Source organism: Alkalihalobacillus sp. AL-G (genome assembly GCF_030643805.1).
Classification (GTDB): domain Bacteria; phylum Bacillota; class Bacilli; order Bacillales; family Fictibacillaceae; genus Pseudalkalibacillus.
The window spans coordinates 2,124,252-2,142,978 of the sequence record NZ_CP094656.1; the positions used below are offsets into that span (position 1 = coordinate 2,124,252).

The following is an 18,727-nucleotide window of genomic DNA, read 5'->3' on the forward strand; positions in this document are numbered from 1 at the left end:
AAGCAGGTGGATAGAATATGCCCAAATGGTTACGTAAAACACTCGTCGTATTAATAACAGTATTCACGTTAGGAACCGTTTCACCACCACCACACCTCCTGGCAGACAGTAATAAAGAAGACTCGAAAAAGGCAGCTAGCGATTACATACAGAGTCATCAAGATCCGATTACTTCTGAAGAACAAGAAGAAATAGATCTGTACTCGAATAGTTGGGAAGAAGTTGCAGCCTCTATCGATAGTACTGAGCAATTGCAGGACGCATTCGTAGCTCATACCGTTTATCAGGCGCATCACCAAACGATACAGAAATTCGGTACAAAAATTGAACAAAAGCGTGGGGAAGAGTTCCGTTCGATCATCCTTCCAAAGATTGAAGAAACGATCGCACAATTGAGTAGTCAAATTGATGAGGAAACACTTAGAAATTTAGGAATTACAGATAAGCCGACCAAAGGAAAAGGTGAAAAAATCTTCCATATTATGAATCGAGAATCGGGTGAGGATGTTTTCCGCCTCCATGTTCGTAGAGAACACCCTCCTGGCCAAGGCTTTTGGTTCTCCTTTCACTATCATGCCTCTAGCGATCAGTTTGCCGAGCATCATGAATTAGGAAGTATTTATTGGGATCAAAACACACCACCCAATTGGATGAGCTAAACGATATCGGAGCTGACGAATTAAAGTCGGCTCCGATTTATTGTTTCTACACGAAATTCCACATGCTATAATTAATTCAGGTTACATACTTTGTTGAAAGAGAGGGGTAGCATGCAACAATACTTAGATTTATGTCGACATATATTAGAAAATGGTTCAAAAAAAGAGGATCGTACAGGCACAGGAACGGTTAGTGTTTTCGGGTATCAAATGCGTTTTGATCTTCAAGAGGGTTTTCCGATGATCACAACAAAAAAGTTACACCTAAAGTCAATCATTCATGAGCTGCTCTGGTTTTTAAATGGGGATACCAACGTTAAGTATCTTCAGGATAATGGAGTTCGAATCTGGAACGAATGGGCTGACGAGAACGGTGACCTCGGTCCGGTTTACGGAAAACAATGGCGTTCGTGGACAAAACCAGATGGCGGAACGGTGGATCAGATTACGAGAGTTGTTGAAGAGATCAAGAAAAATCCTGATTCAAGACGGCTTGTCGTCAATGCATGGAACGCAGGCGAGTTGGATGAAATGGCATTAACGCCATGTCATTGCCTGTTCCAGTTTTATGTATCCGATGGGAAATTATCGTGTCAGTTATACCAGCGCAGCGCGGACACATTTTTAGGAGTACCGTTTAACATTGCATCGTATGCTTTGCTTACGACGATGATTGCACAGGTTTGTGACCTTGAGCCTGGTGAGTTTGTCCATACGTTTGGAGATGCTCACATTTACCTGAATCATCTTGAACAGGTTGAATTACAGCTTTCCAGAGAACTAAGACAACTACCTACAATGAAAATCAATCCAGAAGTGAAGTCGATTTTTGATTTCAAATTCGAGGATTTCACACTCGAAAACTATGATCCTCATCCTCATATAAAAGGTGCTGTATCAGTATGATTTCACTATTAGTTGCTGTCGGAAAAAACCAGGTGATGGGTAAAGATAACGATCTTCCATGGCATTTACCTGAGGATTTGAAGTGGTTCAAAAAGGTATCGATGGGCCATACGATCATTATGGGACGGAAAACGTATGAATCAATTGGCAAGCCGCTGCCAGGTCGGAAAAATGTAATCGTGACCACGAATAAAAGCTATGAAGCTGAAGGTTGTATCGTAACTCATTCGATTGATGAAGCGCTTGAACAAAATGGCGAAGAGCAAATTGTTATCGGGGGAGCACAAATCTTCGAACAGGTGCTACCGAAAACGGATCGGATTTACTTCACCTACATTGATGCTGATTTTGACGGTGACACGTACTTTCCTGAAATTGATGAATCCGACTGGAAGGTTTCATCGAAGGAGAAGGGGATTAAAAACGAAAAAAATCCTTATGACTATTATTTTATCGTTTACGATCGAAAACAAATGTAATTTAATGCTTTATAGTGGGAGGAGATCGAACCAAAGCCCTCCCTTTATATTTTATATTCTTATAAATAAATTTCACGTACCGTACTCCTTTTATAAAAATATAATAGTATAAAAAGATGGGTAAGAGGAGGTTAAGATGAAAAAACGATCAATATCCATATTTATAGAACGCGTACAACTTGAAGAAGTGGAAGCGTTCCGCAAAAAATTCGACTACTTATATTCTGTCATCCCTCCTCACATTACATTGGTTTTTCCATTTGAGAGTAAACTGACAACTGAGGAGTGCATCGAACATCTCTCTCAAACGTTAAAAAAAGTGCAACCATTTTCAATCACACTTAATGACTTCCATATTGCTGATGATCATTGTCTTTTTTATCTAGTAGACGAGGGAAAAGAACAAATCTGCGCAATACATAATCGGTTATACACAAAAAAATTAGTACAGTACCAGTCGGAAAATCAGACGTACATTCCACATGTAACGATTGGACGCTTTATTAGTCAAATTGAAGCTTCTGAGGCTTTGGAGCTTGCAAAACAAACGATTATTGCTAAACAATTCTGGATTAAAAAGATTGTACTTGAAATAATCGGTCCAAATGACGATTCAATAGTTGAACATATATTTAAGTTGAATGATAATCAATAAATACATGGGTCATCTCCTTAGGTTGCATATTGTCGATGTATGAGACTGGATACCCTCGTATAAGCTAGAGGAAAAAACTAATATAAAGGCTTTAAAAAAGGGGCAAAATAATGTCGATATCACCAAAAAAAGTTAGAGAATCGCGTACTATTAAAAGCAGTCATGTTCTACCTCCTGATACAAACAATCACGGAACATTATTTGGTGGGAAATTGATGGCTTACATCGATGATGTTGCAGCCATTGCAGCAACGAGACATGCAAGAAAGTATGTCGTCACAGCTTCAAGTGATTCAGTAGACTTTTTACATCCGATCAAGGAAGGCTATTCCGTTTGCCTTGAAGCGTTTGTATCCTGGAGTCATCGTACTTCAATGGAGGTCTTTGTAAAAGTCGTCTCTGAAAATTTATTAACAGGAGATCGTGAGCTGTGTGCACTATCTTTTTTAACATTTGTAGCAATCGACGAAGATGGAAAGCCTACCCCAGTTCCAGGTGTGATACCAGAAACAGAGGAAGAAAAGGGACTCTTTGAAGGGGCCGCAAAACGGGCTGAACGGCGTAGAAAACGAAGAGACGAGAGTAAACAGTTGGCACAGAATTTCGGTACACAGAAACCGTGGGAATAGTCTAAACAAACCGGGTCATCCTATATTGGGATGAGCCGGTTGAATTATTATCGATCTCGAGCGTTTTCTTCTAATTTAGGTAGAATGTTCATTTTCTCAATTTCAAATTTAGTTGTGGCTGTCCCATGTGTATAGATCCATTTATAAATTTGAACCAATTTACCGAATGTGATCCGTCTATGTTCGTCAACTTCTACCTCTTTAAAGTGTGTGAGGTTAAAAAAGTCCTCCTTTTCAACATCTTCTGCCGAATCGAACTCTTTGACAGCTATTCTAAAACGGTTTAATTCTTCGTCTGATACTGCCACTTCAAATAATTGCAGCCGTATATCTGTATTTACGGGAAGGATATCTCCTTTTGGTGACACGTAGTACGTATTTCGGTTTGTCATATTGAAAACACCTCATTCCTTCATTTATATGTACCATACCCCTCATTGGAAGTTCCTTAAACGTATCGCTAAAGGGATGTGCATTATCAAACACAACCAGTACATTCAGCATAAATAAATTTACGTAAATGGGTCCGGCAACTGTAACAATCAATGGGTAAACCAAATTTCAATAAATTAGAATAAAGGGATTTAGCGTAATTTGTCAAACTATGTATATAAAGCTGGAAATTTGATGATGGTGAGGTTAAGTTATGTCGATCAATGAACAAGTAAATGCTGCAATACATACAGATTTTGATGGAAAAGCGGAACTAGCTATGGATCATTCATTCTGGGAATCATTCATCGACCATTCAGCTGATGCTATTGGTCTGTTCGATCTCGACGGTAATATTTTAAAACTGAATAAAGCGACTGAGACAGTCTTTGGCTACTCTAGGGAAGAGCTGATAGGGAACAAGGTTGTGACCATTCCTGATGAAAGCTACAGGGAAGAAGTAGTGGATTTACAAAATAGAGTTAAAGCTGGGGAATCGATAAAAGATTTTGAAACCTTACGCAAAAAGAAGGATGGAACAATCATTGATGTCAGTATCACCTATTCACCAGTAATGGCTCAAAACGGCAAGGTTATCGCAATGGCCAACATTCTCAGGGATATAACTTCACAAAAAAAGGCAAGAGAGGAATTACAAAAAAGCGAGGCAAAATATAGACTGATCGCAGAAAACACAGCGGACCTCATTCGAATATTGAATTTGGATGGACAAATCATATATGCATCACCATCACATGTGAGGACACTAGGAAGAGATTCTAAGTATTATGAACGTATTCGCGATTTCAGTTTTATCCATCCCCATGATTTGCCTGTAATCGGAGAACAATTTCAGTCGATGATCATAGATAAGAGTCCGATCCATCTAGAATATCGGGAGCTTCATAACGATGGTCACTGGGTGTCATTAGAAGCTCACTGTACACCAGTCATTAATGAAACAAACCGAATCGATTCCATCGTGATGGTCGTTCGTGACCAGACTGAACGAAAACATACGGAAGAATTGCTGCGAAACTCCGATAAGCTTGCGGTAATTGGACAGATGGCAGCCAGTATCGCACATGAAATCAGGAATCCATTAACTTCTCTGAAAGGCTTCCTTCAATTTCTGCATTCCAATAGCGGGCGAGGGACAAAGCATTATTATGAATTGATGTTGTCTGAATTAGAGCGCATCAATTTAATCGTTAGTGAATTTTTACTTTTAGCAAAACCCCAGGTTGTCAGATTTCAAAAGACGTGTATCAAGAGATTATTAGACCATATCCTTACCTTAATTAATACACAGGCGATTGAAGAAAATATTGAAATTGAAACAAGTTTTGCAGAACGGCTTCCTGAGATCGAATGTGACGAAAACCAATTGAAACAAGCATTCTTAAACTATCTGAAGAATGCAATTGAGGCATCTGAACCAGGCGGGAAAATTGTAGTTACGATCGATTCAGATGATCACTTTCTTAAAGTGAAGGTTGTCGATCACGGTCACGGGATGCCAAAAGACACCTTTTCTAAAATAGGGATGCCATTTTTTACAACAAAGAGGAAAGGCACAGGACTTGGCCTAATGATCAGTCAAAAAATCATTGCGAACCATAAAGGTTCCGTGGAATTTGATAGTAAACAAAACAACGGTACAACTGTAACGATTTCCTTACCAGTAACTCGTACAATCTATGTAAAAGAAGAGTGATATAAAAGGAGTAAGTCCTTTTATATCACTCTATTTGTTTCTATTCAAGTGGTTTTAAGTTTTCGTTTCCTTGTAGTGATAGGATCATTTCTGTAATTAAAGTAATCTCCTCGCTGATATCCTTTAAGCTTGCTGTTTCAACGGGGGAGTGCATGTATCGGAGCGGAAGGGATACCAGTGCAATCGGAACACCTTCACCGGTTAAACGCATTTTATCCGCATCTGTACCTGTAACCCTCGGAGTCAGCTCATATTGAAGATTGATCTCCTGCTTTCTCGCAGTTTCCTCAAGCAGGTTGTTTATTTTGTAATGGATTGGAGCGCCTTTCGCAAGGACTGGTCCATCGTCTAATCGAATATCACCGTGCTTATTTCGATTGACACCTGGATAATCTGTTGCAAACGTTACATCAACTGCAAGAGCGAAGTTCGGTTTGATCTTCGAGGCAGCGAAGTATGCTCCGCCCATATTTGTTTCCTCGTTTACAGTACTAACTGCATAAACACCCACATTCGGATTTTTTTCAGCAACATTACGTAGAACTTCAGCAACGATAAACGCGCCTGTTCTGTTGTCAAGGCCCCTGCCACTGATACGGTTGTTCATTAAAAATTCCACGTCTCGTTTATAGATCACCAGATCGCCAACCTGGACGTACTGTTCGACCTCGTCTTTACTCTTTGCACCACAGTCGATATAAAGGTCTTCAAACTCAAATTTTTCCTTTATACCTCCATGATGTTCGGCATTTACACCGATTACTCCAGTGACCGTTTTCTTATATCCGAGTATCTCAACCTTCATTCCAATAGCCGGCTTATGACTGATTCCACCTAGTTTAGTGAAATGTATGTAACCGTTTTCATCAATTCGATTGATGATAAAGCCGATTTCATCACAGTGCCCGGCTAAAAGCACTTTAAATGGAGCATCAGGATTTACGACACCGGTTACATTTCCAGCATGATCTGTTTCAATTATGTCTGCAAATTTTTCAACATATTTAATCCACTTCCGCTGTATTGCCATTTCGAATCCAGATGGGGAAGGGGTTGAAAGCAGTTCTTTTAAGAATTTTTGCGATTTCTCGTTCATGAAGAGCCTCCTAATCGTCTGATTACCTATTCCATCATACCGAAAATCAGTCCGAAAAACAAAGTGATTAATATGAAGATTCAAATTTTCAATGTGCTCAGCGGTTGTCCATGTCGATGGTGTGTGACTCGACATATGGTATTAAGAACGTTAACGAATATTGATAGGTGAAATGCCATGAACACTAACAAATTGGAATACGTTGCTCTTGGAGATTCACTAACACTTGGAACAGGAACACTGATAGCTCCCGGGTTTGTGCCTAGGTATGTAGAGTCTATTCAACAGACTTTACACAAGAACGTGGTTAAAAATGTTTTTGCGAAGAATGGAGCGACTTCAAAGGATATCTTGACAGCTTTATCAAGACAAAACGTACAAAATGCCATTCAGGATGCCGATATCATCACGATAAGCGCAGGTGGAAATGATCTAGTTCGGGCTGCTAGATCGTACATTTCAACCAAACAGACAAAGTTTTTTGAAGAGGTTTTTAAAGAGTGCATGAAAAACATTTCAGCGATCCTGACGAAAATCTTCGAATTGAAAATAGCAGGCAAGTATCCATATATCATACGTTTGATCGGATTGTATAATCCATTTCCATTTATCGTGTTTAGTGATGATTGGGTTCAAGCCTTTAACAGGTACTTAAACAGTTTTAAAGAGAACAATATTGAGGTGGCTGATGTTTATCCATCGTTTAAAAAGAGGGGACGTAAAGTGTTATCGATTGATGGTCTACATCCAAATGGAAAGGGCTATGAAATTATTGCAAATGAATTGATAAAGCTCGGGTTTGAACCACTTTATTATTAGAAAAGGACTGAACTTGTTTGGATGGAAGATATCCCGTCCAAAAGTCCAGTCCAGTTACATACCATTATGAGGCTACTTCATTCTTAGATTCAGCTATTTTCATATTTACCTCATGCAACGTAATCTCGGGCCGTGAACCTACTCGGATATTAAATCCAGTTTGTCCAAGTCCCTCACTGATGTAAAATGGCTTTCCGTTCATGTGGTGTAGTCCTTTTACCATGTTTAAACGGACAAGCTTACCCATTTTAATTAAATGGTAAGGCTTTGGCCAGTGTATTTGGCCGCCGTGGAAATGACCTGATAACAAATAGTCATATGGGGTCTCTTTCATATTGAGCACAACATTCGGGTCGTGTGTAAGAACAAGGTTGAACCCAGTTTCCGGCAAGTTCTTATACGCTTTGTCCAAGTCGCTATGACCTGTACCGAAATTATCGATTCCGATTAAATTGACGGACATTCCGTTTATATCGATCGTATTGTTTTCGTTACGGAGTGTTCTACAATCATGCTCTCGAAGGGTTTTTTCTAATGTGGAAAAATGATCCTTATTCAAGACATAATCATGGTTCCCAAACACGGCATACGTTCCGTATGTTGGATTTAAACACTGAAATACTTTCAAATATTGAGGTAATTTAGAAAGGCTTCGTTTCCGATCCAAAAAATCACCGGTTAATGCTATAAGGTCGATTGGCTCCCCTTGCAATGATTCAAAAAGCTGTTCTGGTGTAATAGAGATATTTTCTAAATGCATATCAGAAATATGCAATATGTTCAGTTTCGAAGTCGTTTCACGTTCAGGGGAATTGATTTTTATTCGATTCAGTGTAAACTGATGTGTATTTTTATAAGCTTTATAAATTCCGAAAAATGCAATGGATAACAACAAAACAATAAGTATATACATCAAAAAAATCCCCTCCCTATATACAATTATAGGAATTTATGAGGGGAATTGGAACCGGTAAATGATGGGAGCTGAACGAAATGTCATTGCTGGTAGCGTTCTAATAATTGTTCCCGTGTCATGATTAAATACGTAGGATCAGGTATTTTCAACGATTGCGTACTACGAGACGAAGATAATAAGAAGATTGGGTAAAGTGCTGACAGCTTAAACAAACGGTAAATTTTACTTTTAATCGAAAAGGTTTCAAATCCTAAGCGGTGACATCCTTTATTAAGTAGGGTGATGCCAATGATTCCTTTTATCTGACCAAAATCCGAATGTTTTTGAACATATTCTGCAACATTAGGCAATGATTTTTGGACAAGCCTGTATAAATGACGGGCTTTATAAAGATCATTATTTTGATTGGCCATTGTGCGTAATAACCGTACATTATGCAGATGAATCTTAACTAAAACATCGTTTTTGGTAATTGTTGTTCCGTCATTCAAGGTGAGCGAACGACCCTTATAACGGGTTAACCGGACTCGAAAAATACACGGTTCTTCTTTATCTTTATCTAAGTACGTTAATCGTGTAAACGTGTAATATAAGGGATCAAGTGTTTCCCAAATCGTGAGTGCATATCCTCTGAAATTCATGCTGATATTCTCCTTCAAGATATATGATTCAACAATATTGTTGGTATCTGAAATGCTAATTATCAATGGAAATAAGAGGATGGACGCTCAGTCGAATGATTCGAGATAGAACTTCAAACACTAGTTACTAAAAACGGGCTGATTTTTGATGAAACGAGTATTGATGTTACCACTGTTGACGATTTCTTCAGGTCACCATCACGTTGCAGATGCGATAAAGATCGAATTAGAACAAACTGGAAACTTTAAATGTAAAAAAGAAGAACTGCTATCCAGTACATTCGGGTTTGGAGAACGACTTGTATCGAATGTTTATTTAAAGTGGATTCAATACAATCCAACATTGTATAGTTCTGTTTATAAAAAACTGGCTAAATCGAACGTCCAATCAGATTCCCGTTATACCATTTTTGAAAAAATGTTTTTACGTTCCCTAAGGAGGATCATACGCGAACACAAACCTGTTTTTGTTGTTTGCACACATGCCTTACCCTCGTACTTGTTAGAAACCTTGAAGAAGTCGGGAGAGCTGACCGTTCCAATCATAAACGTTTATACCGATTTTTTTATTAACGATATATGGGGGAAACAATACATTGATTATCATGTCGTTCCGGATCAAGCATTTAAACAGACATTAATTCACAATGGTGTACCACCAGATCAAATTCATGTTTTAGGAATTCCTGTTCATCATTCTATAAAATCGATTCCAAAACGGGACCATATTGAAAAGGAAACATATAAAGTACTTGTATCGGGGGGCAATCTAGGTACAGGTAACTTATTAAAATTCATACAGCAATTGCAGTCGAACGGTCGAATTCGCTACCAAATTCTTTGCGGGAAAAATAAGAGACTATATGAACGAATTAGCCAATTACAAAAGGACTGGATCCACCCGCTGCCCTACATTGATTGCCGAGAAAAGATGAACCAGCTATATGATGAAAACGATGCGATTATTACAAAACCTGGGGGTGTTACCGTTGCAGAATGCCTCAAGAAGCGTCTACCGATTTTCATATATGATCATTTACCTGGTCAAGAGGAGTACAACTTAGAACATTTAAGTACACAACAGTTAGTCTACCCGTTGTTTCGGTGGAGAGAAGCCGAAAGGGACATACTACAGATCTTGGACGACCCGAATGTATTTACCGATGGCCAGTCGAAAATATCCGATTATCACCATCGTATTGAACAGAGAACAGCTACACAGGTTTTAACGAAAGTTTTGGAAAACGGAGTATAATTCCTTATTCATCATCCCAACCTAAAAGAGTGTATTTAAAATGTGAACGAATCAGAAGGTGATCAATATGCAGATAAGCCAGCGAAAGTACCTAATTATAATCACGTTATTTACGATGATTTTCATGAGTGCTTGCAACAATAATGATGATCAAGCACAAGAGGGAGCAGAGACGAAGGAGATTACGTATACGAAAGAGCCTTACATCATAAAAAGCGGTGAAAAGGTTAAAGGTGTGGAAGATCTACGAATGGTCCAAGCAAAAGACAAATTACTTGTAGCAATAAAGGTGACCAACTTTGATCGGTTTCAATTGCAAGAAATAAATAAGAAGGTTAAGAAAAAACTTAAAAAACAACATCCTAATAAAAAGGTTACTGTTACACCTGACAAAAAAATCTATATGGAAATTGAAAAATTAGAGAAGGAAATCAAAACGGAACATTTAGATGAGGAAGCCGTTCATAAAAAAGTGAAAAAATTAATAAAGCTTTCCAAAGAAAAGGGCTGATTGCCCATTTAAATGAAATGGCCTGAATAGCGATGACTACTCAGGCTGTCTTTTTTACAGAGCATTGCCTTTTAGGTGCTGCAACTTTGCTTTCGCCTAAATGCTCGGCAACTGCCTTGTTTTCATTCCACCATCATTAGTGGAGTACCGAAGTGTTCCAAGAAGCAAGGTCATAATATCCTCTGTCGATTTGTTCTTTTTCACTGTACAACAGATTTCGAAGGTCTTCAGGTAATGCCGGTGTGAGAGGGTGGGTCAAATCGATCGAATCATTTGCTGAATAAACGAGAACCGAAAAGAGACGTTTTTCGCACATGTCCATGCCGGTAACCGTTATAAAATTGAGCTCGCGTGTCCGATACGTATAAAAAATACGAAATGATTCCAAATTATTCATCCTTTTTTACATACCAGTATTGACAATTTCGGGAATCATTAACCTATAAAATAGGCCCCTTATTGTCCGAAACGATCCAACGTATCATAAAACTCCTTTAGAAACCCAAAGAATACTTTTTCAGAAGGGGCCAACTCGCGATTTTGTGGAATGATGATCCCTACTGTACGTGTTACGTTCGGCTCAATAATTTCAATGGAAACATTTTCACGATCAGGCAAATCATGAAGTGTAATTTCCGGAAGCATACTCACACCAAGACCAGCTGAAACGAGGCCTTTGATTGTATCCACGTCTTCTCCTTCAAATGCAATCCTCGGAGTGAATCCTACCTGCTGACATGACTTCATAATCAAATCTCGTAATATGTACCCGTGTCGGAACACGACAAATGGATCATGACGAAGCTGATTAAGCCTAAGCTGAGATTGGTCTGCGAGTGGATGACTCACTGGAAGCAACGCCAGAACTTTTTCAGTAAAAAAGATATGTCCTTTAAGGTCCTTTTTGTTCGCAGGGACAGGGGATACAAAGGCAAGATCAATATGCCCTTGAACAACGGCATCCGACAATTCGTTCACCGTTCCTTGACGAAGCTGAAAACCAATTTGGGGGTGTTCCTTTCGAAATGCTGAAATAACAGTAGGTAATGTTTTTGCTGCAAGGCTCGTCGGAAACCCTAGCCGTATCGTACCTGTTTCGGGATTCAGATATTCAAAGACCTCTTGCTTGGCTTTATCCAATTCCACAATGGCGATTTTGACATGATCTAAAAAAATTCTCCCCACAGGTGTTAAACGTATATTACGACCTTCGCGAAAAAACAAGCTTACCCCTAGCTCTTGTTCTAGATTCGAAATTTGTCGACTGACTGCGGACTGTGCTACGTGCAATTCCGCAGCTGCATGACTCACATGCTCCATTTCTGCCACTTTTATAAAATAATAAATCTGCCTTAACTCCATTATATCAACCCTTACGACTAATCGTTCTCACTTAGAGAATGGTTTCATCGAATTTATATATTGAAAGCATAACAGAAAGTCACTAGTATGGAAACTAACAACTTTTATCAGAAATTTCCGAATTAGATAAAATGATGGGGTGATACTATGAATCGAACGGGATTTCCATGCAAACAAGGACTCTATGACCCTGCTAATGAAAAAGATGCTTGTGGTATCGGTTTTGTCGCACAAATTGATGGCATCGAATCACACCAAATTGTTACAGATGCACTGAGCATGCTATGTCGTCTCGAGCATCGAGGTGGTCAAGGTATTGACCCGGATTCAGGTGATGGGGCAGGCATCATGCTGAAAATACCCGATCGTTTTTTTCGGAAAATATGGTCTGAAAAATTACCAAAGAGCGGAGATTATGCAGTCGGAATGGTGTTCCTTCCACAGGATGCACATGAACGAACTCGTGCAGAAAAAATAATCGAACAAGTCATTATCCAAGAACACCATGAATTGATCGGATGGAGAGCGGTACCAGTTCAAAAGGAAGCTGTATCATCAACAGCATTGCGAACGATGCCGTTCATCCGTCAATTTTTTGTTAGAAAGCCAAAGTGGATCGAATCTGACATTGCGTTTACTCGTTCACTTTATTTAATCCGAAAACGAATTGAAAAACAGATTGAACAACTAGATTGGCAGGAACAACATCCTTTTTACATCGCGAGTCTTTCCAAAGATGTCATTGTGTATAAAGGAATGTTATCGTCTTATCAATTAGATCGTTTCTATGAAGACCTGCCACAGCCAGACTTTAGGAGTACCTTTGCAATGGTACATTCACGTTACAGCACAAACACATTCCCATCCTGGGAACGAGCACATCCGAACCGAATGATTATGCACAACGGAGAAATCAATACGATCACTGGAAACGTAAATTGGATGAAAGCTCGAGAAAAATCAGCCGAATCTGATGTATTTGGTAATCGACATCATGATCTATTGCCTGTGATTTCTGATTCTGGCAGTGACTCCGGTATGCTCGATCAGGCTTTTGAATATTTGGCTATGAATGGAAGGTCGCTCACGCACACTGCAGCAATGATGGTTCCTGAAGCTTGGGATTTAAATGATCAGATGACAGACCCAGAACGAGCATGCCTTGAATTCCTAAGTTGTAAAATGGAACCATGGGACGGACCGACAGCACTGGCATACACAGATGGAAACCAAATCGGTGCGTTGATTGACCGGAACGGATTGCGTCCTGCACGTTTTTATTTAACGGATCAGAACACGATCATTTTTTCTTCAGAAGTGGGGGTGCTCGATGTTGAACCAAAGCGAGTTGTTCAAAAGGGGCGACTAGCACCGGGGGAAATGATATTGGTTGATTTAGAAACGAATGAAATTATCCTGAACCCTGAACTGAAAAGGTCAATTGCAACAGCTTACCCGTATCGAAAATGGCTGGAACAAACATTGATCACCTTAAAGAATTCAGAACAGGACCACCAACAAGAATCCGTGACAGAGGAAGAACTCTTAACTTATCAGCTTGCTAATGGCTATACAACAGAAGAAGTCATGAAAAATATCCTGCCGATGGTAAAAGAAAACAAAGATCCGATTGGTTCAATGGGGAATGATACTCCACTCGCTGTGTTATCAAGACAACCGCAGCTATTATTCAACTATTTCAAACAGCTGTTTGCCCAAGTGACCAATCCACCGATTGATGCGATCCGGGAACAGGGCTTCACCTCAACGAAGACGTACTTAGGTCCAGAAGGGAATGTACTTCAGGATAACCTTGAGGATTCCCAAAGAATCCAGCTATCCACTCCAATCCTGAAAAAACATGAGTTTGACCAATTGTTTAGTGGTGGCGGACCAGGGTTTAAGTCCGCCCGTTTTTCTAGTTTATATGAAGTTGATCAGGATCCAGCCACTCTGCAAAAATCCGTATTCCGATTATTTGAAAAGATTGAACAAAGGGTACGTAACGGTGTCAGCTTAGTAATACTATCTGATCGGGATTTGGATATAAGGCATGCACAAATACCATCACTCCTTGTCGTAAGTGGCCTGCATCATCATCTCGTCAAAGTCGGCCTTCGCACAAAGGCAAGCATCATAATTGAAACGGCCGAAGCGCGTGATGTTCATCAATTTTCTGCATTAATCGGCTATGGGGTTGATGCGATTTACCCTTATGTTGCTTATCGAACGATTGAAAAGCTTATCGACGACGAGCATTTAGAAACCATCAATTACAACGAATCCATCAGTCAATTCATTGAAGCAGCTACTACCGGTATTGTAAAAGTGATGTCTAAGATGGGTATTTCTACTATTCAAAGCTATCGTGGTGCTCAAACCTTCGAAGCAATTGGAATCAGTCACCAGGTGATTGATTCGTTCTTCCCTGGTACAGCTTCAAAACTCGGAGGCGTTGATTTAACAACGATTGCTGAGGAAACGGAGAAACGTCATCAGCATGCCTTTAGTGGAAGCAGTTCTTTAGAATCCGGAGGAGCAATGCAGTGGCGACATGACGGAGAGCATCATGCTTTCAATCCTAAAACGATTCATACGCTGCAGCACGCTTGCAGAACGAATGACTATGGGCTTTATAAACAATTTTCTGAGCTCGCTTCAAATGAGACGGTTACATTTTTACGAGATCTACTTGAAATCGATCGGAATGATACTGCGATATCGATTGAAGAGGTAGAGTCTGTTGAGTCCATCTGGAAAAGATTTAAAACAGGGGCGATGTCTTACGGATCATTGAGCCAGGAAGCCCATGAGATCCTAGCCATCGCCATGAATCAGATTGGTGGAAAAAGCAACAGTGGTGAGGGTGGAGAACACCCGACTCGTTTTACCCCTGATGAAAATGGGGACAATCGCCGCAGTGCAATCAAGCAAGTTGCCTCAGGTCGTTTTGGGGTAACGAGTCATTACCTAGTAAATGCGGATGAGTTACAAATAAAAATGGCACAAGGTGCAAAACCAGGAGAAGGCGGGCATCTTCCTGGTAAAAAAGTTCACCCTTGGATTGCAGAGGTTAGAAAGTCTACGCCTGGGGTTGGTCTAATTTCACCACCGCCACATCACGATATCTATTCCATCGAGGATCTTTCGCAATTGATCTATGATTTGAAAGCTGCTAATCCAAAGGCTCGAATCAGTGTAAAGCTCGTAGCAAAGTCTGGAGTTGGAACGATCGCTGCTGGAGTTGCGAAGGGGAACGCGGACGTCATTTTAATCAGTGGTTACGAAGGCGGTACCGGAGCATCCCCTAAAACGAGTATACGTCATGCCGGACTTCCATGGGAAATCGGTTTAGCTGAAGCGCATCAGACGCTTATTCTAAATGGATTGCGTGACTCTGTCGTGTTGGAAACCGATGGGAAATTGATGACAGGTAAAGACGTTGTAAAGGCAGCCTTATTAGGGGCTGAAGAGTTTGGTTTTTCGACAGCTCCACTAGTTGTTCTTGGTTGTATTATGATGCGTGCATGTCACCTCGATACGTGTCCAGTCGGGATTGCTACTCAAAACCCTGAGCTTAGAAAAAAATTCATGGGAAAACCCGAGCATGTCGTCAACTATATGCGATTTATCGCCGAAGAAATTCGTGAACTGATGGCTCAATTGGGCTTCCGAACAATGGAGGAAATGATCGGAAGAACTGAAAAGTTAACGGTGAGTCCAAAAATGGATGAGCATCCAAAGGCGCGTATGTTGGATCTAACCCCTTTACTCTACACACCAGAGCCATTCATAGCCTATAAAGATAATCAGAATAACGACGATCGATGTAACCATCTTGATGAACAAGTGTTAATTCCTAACTTAAGACGAGCGCTTTCGCATCGAGAACGTGTCACATTTGATGCGTTAATAAAAAATACCGATCGCGCTGTAGGAACGAGATTAGGGTATGAAGTGACAAGCCGTTTCGGCTCAGACGGATTACCTGATGATACAATTCATCTCACCTTTAAAGGTTCCGCAGGTCAAAGTTTTGGTGCTTTTGTGCCGAAAGGAATTACTTTGAATTTAAGAGGTGATGGCAACGATTATGTCGGTAAAGGATTATCAGGTGGAAGGATTATCGTATCACCGCGTATTAAACCGACTGTTCGTCAAATGCAGGAGATCCTTATCGGTAATGTAGCCTTGTTCGGCGCAACATCAGGCCAGGCATTTATAAATGGGGCAGCTGGAGAGCGTTTTGCAGTCCGTAACAGTGGAGCTGACGCTGTTGTCGAAGGTGTAGGGGACAATGGTTGTGAATACATGACAGGCGGACGTGTCATCATTCTCGGTTCTGTTGGAAAGAATTTTGCAGCTGGAATGTCCGGAGGTATTTCCTATATTTGGTCGAAGAGTTCCGATTCTGTGATCGCAAATTGTAATAAAGAATTGGTCCAGTTTGAAGAGTTAGCCAATTACAAGGAAATTAAAGAAGTGAAAAAGATGATACAGCTGCATTACATGAATACAGGCAGTATCCGTGCAAGGTATATCTTGCAAAACTGGCGTGAATCAGTTGCTCATTTCATTAAAGTCATTCCAATTGAATACAAACGAATGCAGAAACAAAACGATGAGCAAAATGACCCGGAAGAACAAGACTTACTCACATTATCCTAATGGACGCTCACAAGAGGGGGGAGAACAAAATGGGGGAACTTACAGGGTTTATGAAGTACCCGCGAAAAGACATCGGAAAACGAAATCCTTCAACACGGATCAACGATTGGAATGAATACACAAAACGACCGACAGACCGGGAACTTAAGCGGCAAAGTTCAAGATGCATGGACTGCGGCACACCGTTTTGCCACACAGGTGCAGAATGGGGGCGATCCACTGTCGGTTGCCCGATCAATAACTTGATACCCGAATGGAACGAGCTTGTAAGTGACGGGAAATGGAAACAAGCACTCGATCGTTTAGAGGAAACGAATAATTTCCCGGAATTTACAGGAAGGGTATGCCCTGCACCTTGCGAAGGCTCCTGCACGCTCGGACTTCATAGCGAAGCGGTGACCATTAAATCGATTGAAAATGAAATCATCGAACGTGGATTTGAGAACAATTGGATCAACCCATCCCTTCCACAAAAAAGGAGCGGGAAAAGAGTAGCAATCGTCGGGTCTGGCCCCGCTGGATTGACCGCTGCAGATGAGCTAAACAAGAAGGGACATTCCGTTACCATTTTTGAGAGGGATGATCGACCAGGTGGTTTGTTAATGTACGGAATCCCGAACATGAAGCTTGAAAAAGAAGTGATTGAACGTAGAATCCAGCTGTTGAAGGAAGAAGGGATCCAATTCGTACTCAACACGGAGATCGGAAAAGATATTACCCGCGGACAATTACAAACAGAATACGATGCGGTCATACTCTGTGTCGGTGCACAAAAGCCGAGAGACTTACCGATTTCGAATCGTGATGGAAAGGGCATCCATTTTGCAATGGACTTCCTTGTCCATTCAACGAAACAAATGCTCGATGATCATCCATTGGACTATACGTTCGACGCAAAAGGAAAAGACGTTATAGTAATTGGAGGGGGAGATACTGGGGCTGACTGCGTGGCTACTGCCTTGAGGCAAACATGCAATAGCGTTGTCCAATTCGGAAAACACCCATCATTGCCTGAAAGCCGTGAACAGAGCAACCCTTGGCCGTTGCCGCCCTTAACGTTTTCATTGGAATATGCTTACGAGGAAGCGGTTCAAACCCAAGGTGCTGACCCACGTAAATATGAAATTTTAACAAAAGAATTTGAAACTGATTCTAACGGACAGGTTATTGCCCTGAATACCGTTGAAATCAAAAAAAGAATAAATCAAGAGGGTGAACTTGTCACTACTGAAATACCTGGGACAGAAAAGAGGTGGCCGGCCCAACTCGTCCTCATCGCAATCGGTTTTACAGGTCCAGAAAGGCTGACGGTTGATCATTTCCACATAAAAGAAACGAGCAGCGGAACGATATGGACAGAGGATAATACGTATATGACGAGCAATGAAGGTGTATTCGCAGCTGGGGATGCACGTAAAGGGCAAAGTTTGGTCGTTTGGGCCATTCGCGAAGGCCGGGAAGTTGCAAAGGTCTGTCATGATTATTTGGCTTTCTCGACACAAACTGCTTCATTTGGATAATCAGGTGACCTGTGGGTAATTTATAAGTATCCAATATGAAGGAGGGAGCCATTAATGGGAAGAGGCAAAAATTTTCAACATAAGAGGCAAGGTACGATTAATCGGCCACCTAAAGGTGCAAAAATCGCTCGAGAAGAATTTTCACGGGAAGAGCCGATTGATTTAGAAAAATTAGAAGATGAGAAGAAGAAATGACATTATAAAAGGTATGCACTTAACGTAGGTAATCATTGAATAACCTATACGGGTACTAAGAAAAAGGAAGGATTTCCAATGACGGAAATGCTTCTTTTTTATTGAAATCTGATCTCCTCGATGACTTCAAAAAGATACCGCCAATCAGTAGAAAGGGAATACGGATATATTTCAGGTGTCTTTTTCGTGTTATGTAGGACAACACCCTATACCAATCTCCTTGACCTTGAATTTACTAGAAATAAGAGAGCTTGATAGATGATAGGT

18 protein-coding genes are annotated in these 18,727 nt (G+C 40.5%); 12 read left to right on the forward strand and 6 right to left on the reverse strand.

Going from position 1 to position 18,727, the window contains the following annotated elements:
- The first annotated feature begins 17 nt into the window (after positions 1 to 17).
- From MOJ78_RS10885 to MOJ78_RS10905, 5 genes are all read left to right on the forward strand, one after another.
- Positions 18 to 659, forward strand: a complete 642-nt coding sequence (locus MOJ78_RS10885; protein WP_304977369.1) for a YpjP family protein — start codon at positions 18 to 20, stop codon at positions 657 to 659.
- Between the two features lie 111 nt (positions 660 to 770).
- The gene (locus MOJ78_RS10890) at positions 771 to 1,565 is read left to right on the forward strand and encodes a thymidylate synthase (RefSeq protein WP_304977370.1); all 795 of its coding nucleotides are present in this window, start codon (positions 771 to 773) and stop codon (positions 1,563 to 1,565) included.
- On the forward strand, positions 1,562 to 2,044 hold the full coding sequence (locus MOJ78_RS10895) for a dihydrofolate reductase (RefSeq protein ID WP_304977371.1): 483 nt from the start codon (positions 1,562 to 1,564) through the stop codon (positions 2,042 to 2,044). Before MOJ78_RS10890 ends, MOJ78_RS10895 begins: the two co-directional genes overlap by 4 nt.
- Positions 2,045 to 2,180: 136 nt before the next feature.
- Positions 2,181 to 2,699 (forward strand): 2'-5' RNA ligase family protein, encoded by a 519-nt coding sequence (locus MOJ78_RS10900; RefSeq protein WP_304977372.1) that lies wholly within the window; start codon positions 2,181 to 2,183, stop codon positions 2,697 to 2,699.
- Between the two features lie 110 nt (positions 2,700 to 2,809).
- Positions 2,810 to 3,328, forward strand: a complete 519-nt coding sequence (locus MOJ78_RS10905) for an acyl-CoA thioesterase (protein ID WP_304977373.1) — start codon at positions 2,810 to 2,812, stop codon at positions 3,326 to 3,328.
- A 47-nt stretch (positions 3,329 to 3,375) separates the two neighbouring features.
- On the opposite strand, the gene MOJ78_RS10910 is transcribed toward MOJ78_RS10905, so the two are convergent.
- On the reverse strand, positions 3,376 to 3,720 hold the full coding sequence (locus MOJ78_RS10910) for a hypothetical protein (protein ID WP_304977374.1): 345 nt from the start codon (positions 3,718 to 3,720) through the stop codon (positions 3,376 to 3,378).
- Between the two features lie 254 nt (positions 3,721 to 3,974).
- Here MOJ78_RS10910 and MOJ78_RS10915 point away from each other — a divergent pair, with 254 nt between their 5' ends.
- On the forward strand, positions 3,975 to 5,477 hold the full coding sequence (locus MOJ78_RS10915) for a PAS domain-containing sensor histidine kinase (RefSeq protein WP_304977375.1): 1,503 nt from the start codon (positions 3,975 to 3,977) through the stop codon (positions 5,475 to 5,477).
- 40 nt (positions 5,478 to 5,517) lie between these two features.
- Here MOJ78_RS10915 and MOJ78_RS10920 read toward each other — a convergent pair whose 3' ends face one another.
- Positions 5,518 to 6,573 (reverse strand): M20/M25/M40 family metallo-hydrolase, encoded by a 1,056-nt coding sequence (locus tag MOJ78_RS10920; protein ID WP_304977376.1) that lies wholly within the window; start codon positions 6,571 to 6,573, stop codon positions 5,518 to 5,520.
- A gap of 177 nt (positions 6,574 to 6,750) precedes the next feature.
- Here MOJ78_RS10920 and MOJ78_RS10925 point away from each other — a divergent pair, with 177 nt between their 5' ends.
- Complete coding sequence (locus MOJ78_RS10925) at positions 6,751 to 7,392, forward strand: GDSL-type esterase/lipase family protein (protein WP_304977377.1); 642 nt, start codon at positions 6,751 to 6,753, stop codon at positions 7,390 to 7,392.
- A gap of 64 nt (positions 7,393 to 7,456) precedes the next feature.
- Here MOJ78_RS10925 and MOJ78_RS10930 read toward each other — a convergent pair whose 3' ends face one another.
- Together MOJ78_RS10930 and MOJ78_RS10935 are read right to left on the reverse strand one after the other, a co-directional pair.
- The gene (locus MOJ78_RS10930) at positions 7,457 to 8,305 is read right to left on the reverse strand and encodes a metallophosphoesterase (protein ID WP_304981237.1); all 849 of its coding nucleotides are present in this window, start codon (positions 8,303 to 8,305) and stop codon (positions 7,457 to 7,459) included.
- 83 nt (positions 8,306 to 8,388) lie between these two features.
- Positions 8,389 to 8,949 carry a YkoP family protein gene (locus MOJ78_RS10935; RefSeq protein ID WP_304977378.1) on the reverse strand — a complete coding sequence of 187 codons (561 nt, stop codon included), beginning with the start codon at positions 8,947 to 8,949 and terminating at the stop codon, positions 8,389 to 8,391.
- Positions 8,950 to 9,097: 148 nt separating this feature from the next.
- Between MOJ78_RS10935 and MOJ78_RS10940 the strand changes: the two genes are divergently transcribed.
- Both MOJ78_RS10940 and MOJ78_RS10945 read left to right on the forward strand, forming a co-directional pair.
- Positions 9,098 to 10,204 carry an MGDG synthase family glycosyltransferase gene (locus tag MOJ78_RS10940; protein ID WP_304977379.1) on the forward strand — a complete coding sequence of 369 codons (1,107 nt, stop codon included), beginning with the start codon at positions 9,098 to 9,100 and terminating at the stop codon, positions 10,202 to 10,204.
- 67 nt (positions 10,205 to 10,271) lie between these two features.
- Positions 10,272 to 10,715: a YhcN/YlaJ family sporulation lipoprotein gene (locus MOJ78_RS10945; protein WP_304977380.1), complete on the forward strand. Its 444-nt coding sequence runs from the start codon at positions 10,272 to 10,274 to the stop codon at positions 10,713 to 10,715.
- A gap of 136 nt (positions 10,716 to 10,851) precedes the next feature.
- Here MOJ78_RS10945 and MOJ78_RS10950 read toward each other — a convergent pair whose 3' ends face one another.
- Both MOJ78_RS10950 and MOJ78_RS10955 read right to left on the reverse strand, forming a co-directional pair.
- Entirely contained in the window at positions 10,852 to 11,103 is a 252-nt protein-coding gene (locus tag MOJ78_RS10950) for a hypothetical protein (RefSeq protein WP_304977381.1), read from the reverse strand.
- Positions 11,104 to 11,171: 68 nt separating this feature from the next.
- Entirely contained in the window at positions 11,172 to 12,077 is a 906-nt protein-coding gene (locus tag MOJ78_RS10955; protein ID WP_304977382.1) for a glutamate biosynthesis transcriptional regulator GltC, read from the reverse strand.
- 147 nt (positions 12,078 to 12,224) lie between these two features.
- Here MOJ78_RS10955 and gltB point away from each other — a divergent pair, with 147 nt between their 5' ends.
- The 3 genes from gltB to MOJ78_RS10970 are packed head-to-tail and all read left to right on the forward strand — an operon-like array spanning position 12,225 to position 18,460.
- Positions 12,225 to 16,745 (forward strand): glutamate synthase large subunit, encoded by a 4,521-nt coding sequence (gltB, locus tag MOJ78_RS10960; RefSeq protein WP_304977383.1) that lies wholly within the window; start codon positions 12,225 to 12,227, stop codon positions 16,743 to 16,745.
- A 29-nt stretch (positions 16,746 to 16,774) separates the two neighbouring features.
- Positions 16,775 to 18,265: a glutamate synthase subunit beta gene (locus MOJ78_RS10965; RefSeq protein WP_304977384.1), complete on the forward strand. Its 1,491-nt coding sequence runs from the start codon at positions 16,775 to 16,777 to the stop codon at positions 18,263 to 18,265.
- A 54-nt stretch (positions 18,266 to 18,319) separates the two neighbouring features.
- Positions 18,320 to 18,460: a hypothetical protein gene (locus MOJ78_RS10970; protein WP_304977385.1), complete on the forward strand. Its 141-nt coding sequence runs from the start codon at positions 18,320 to 18,322 to the stop codon at positions 18,458 to 18,460.
- The last annotated feature ends 267 nt before the right edge of the window (positions 18,461 to 18,727 follow it).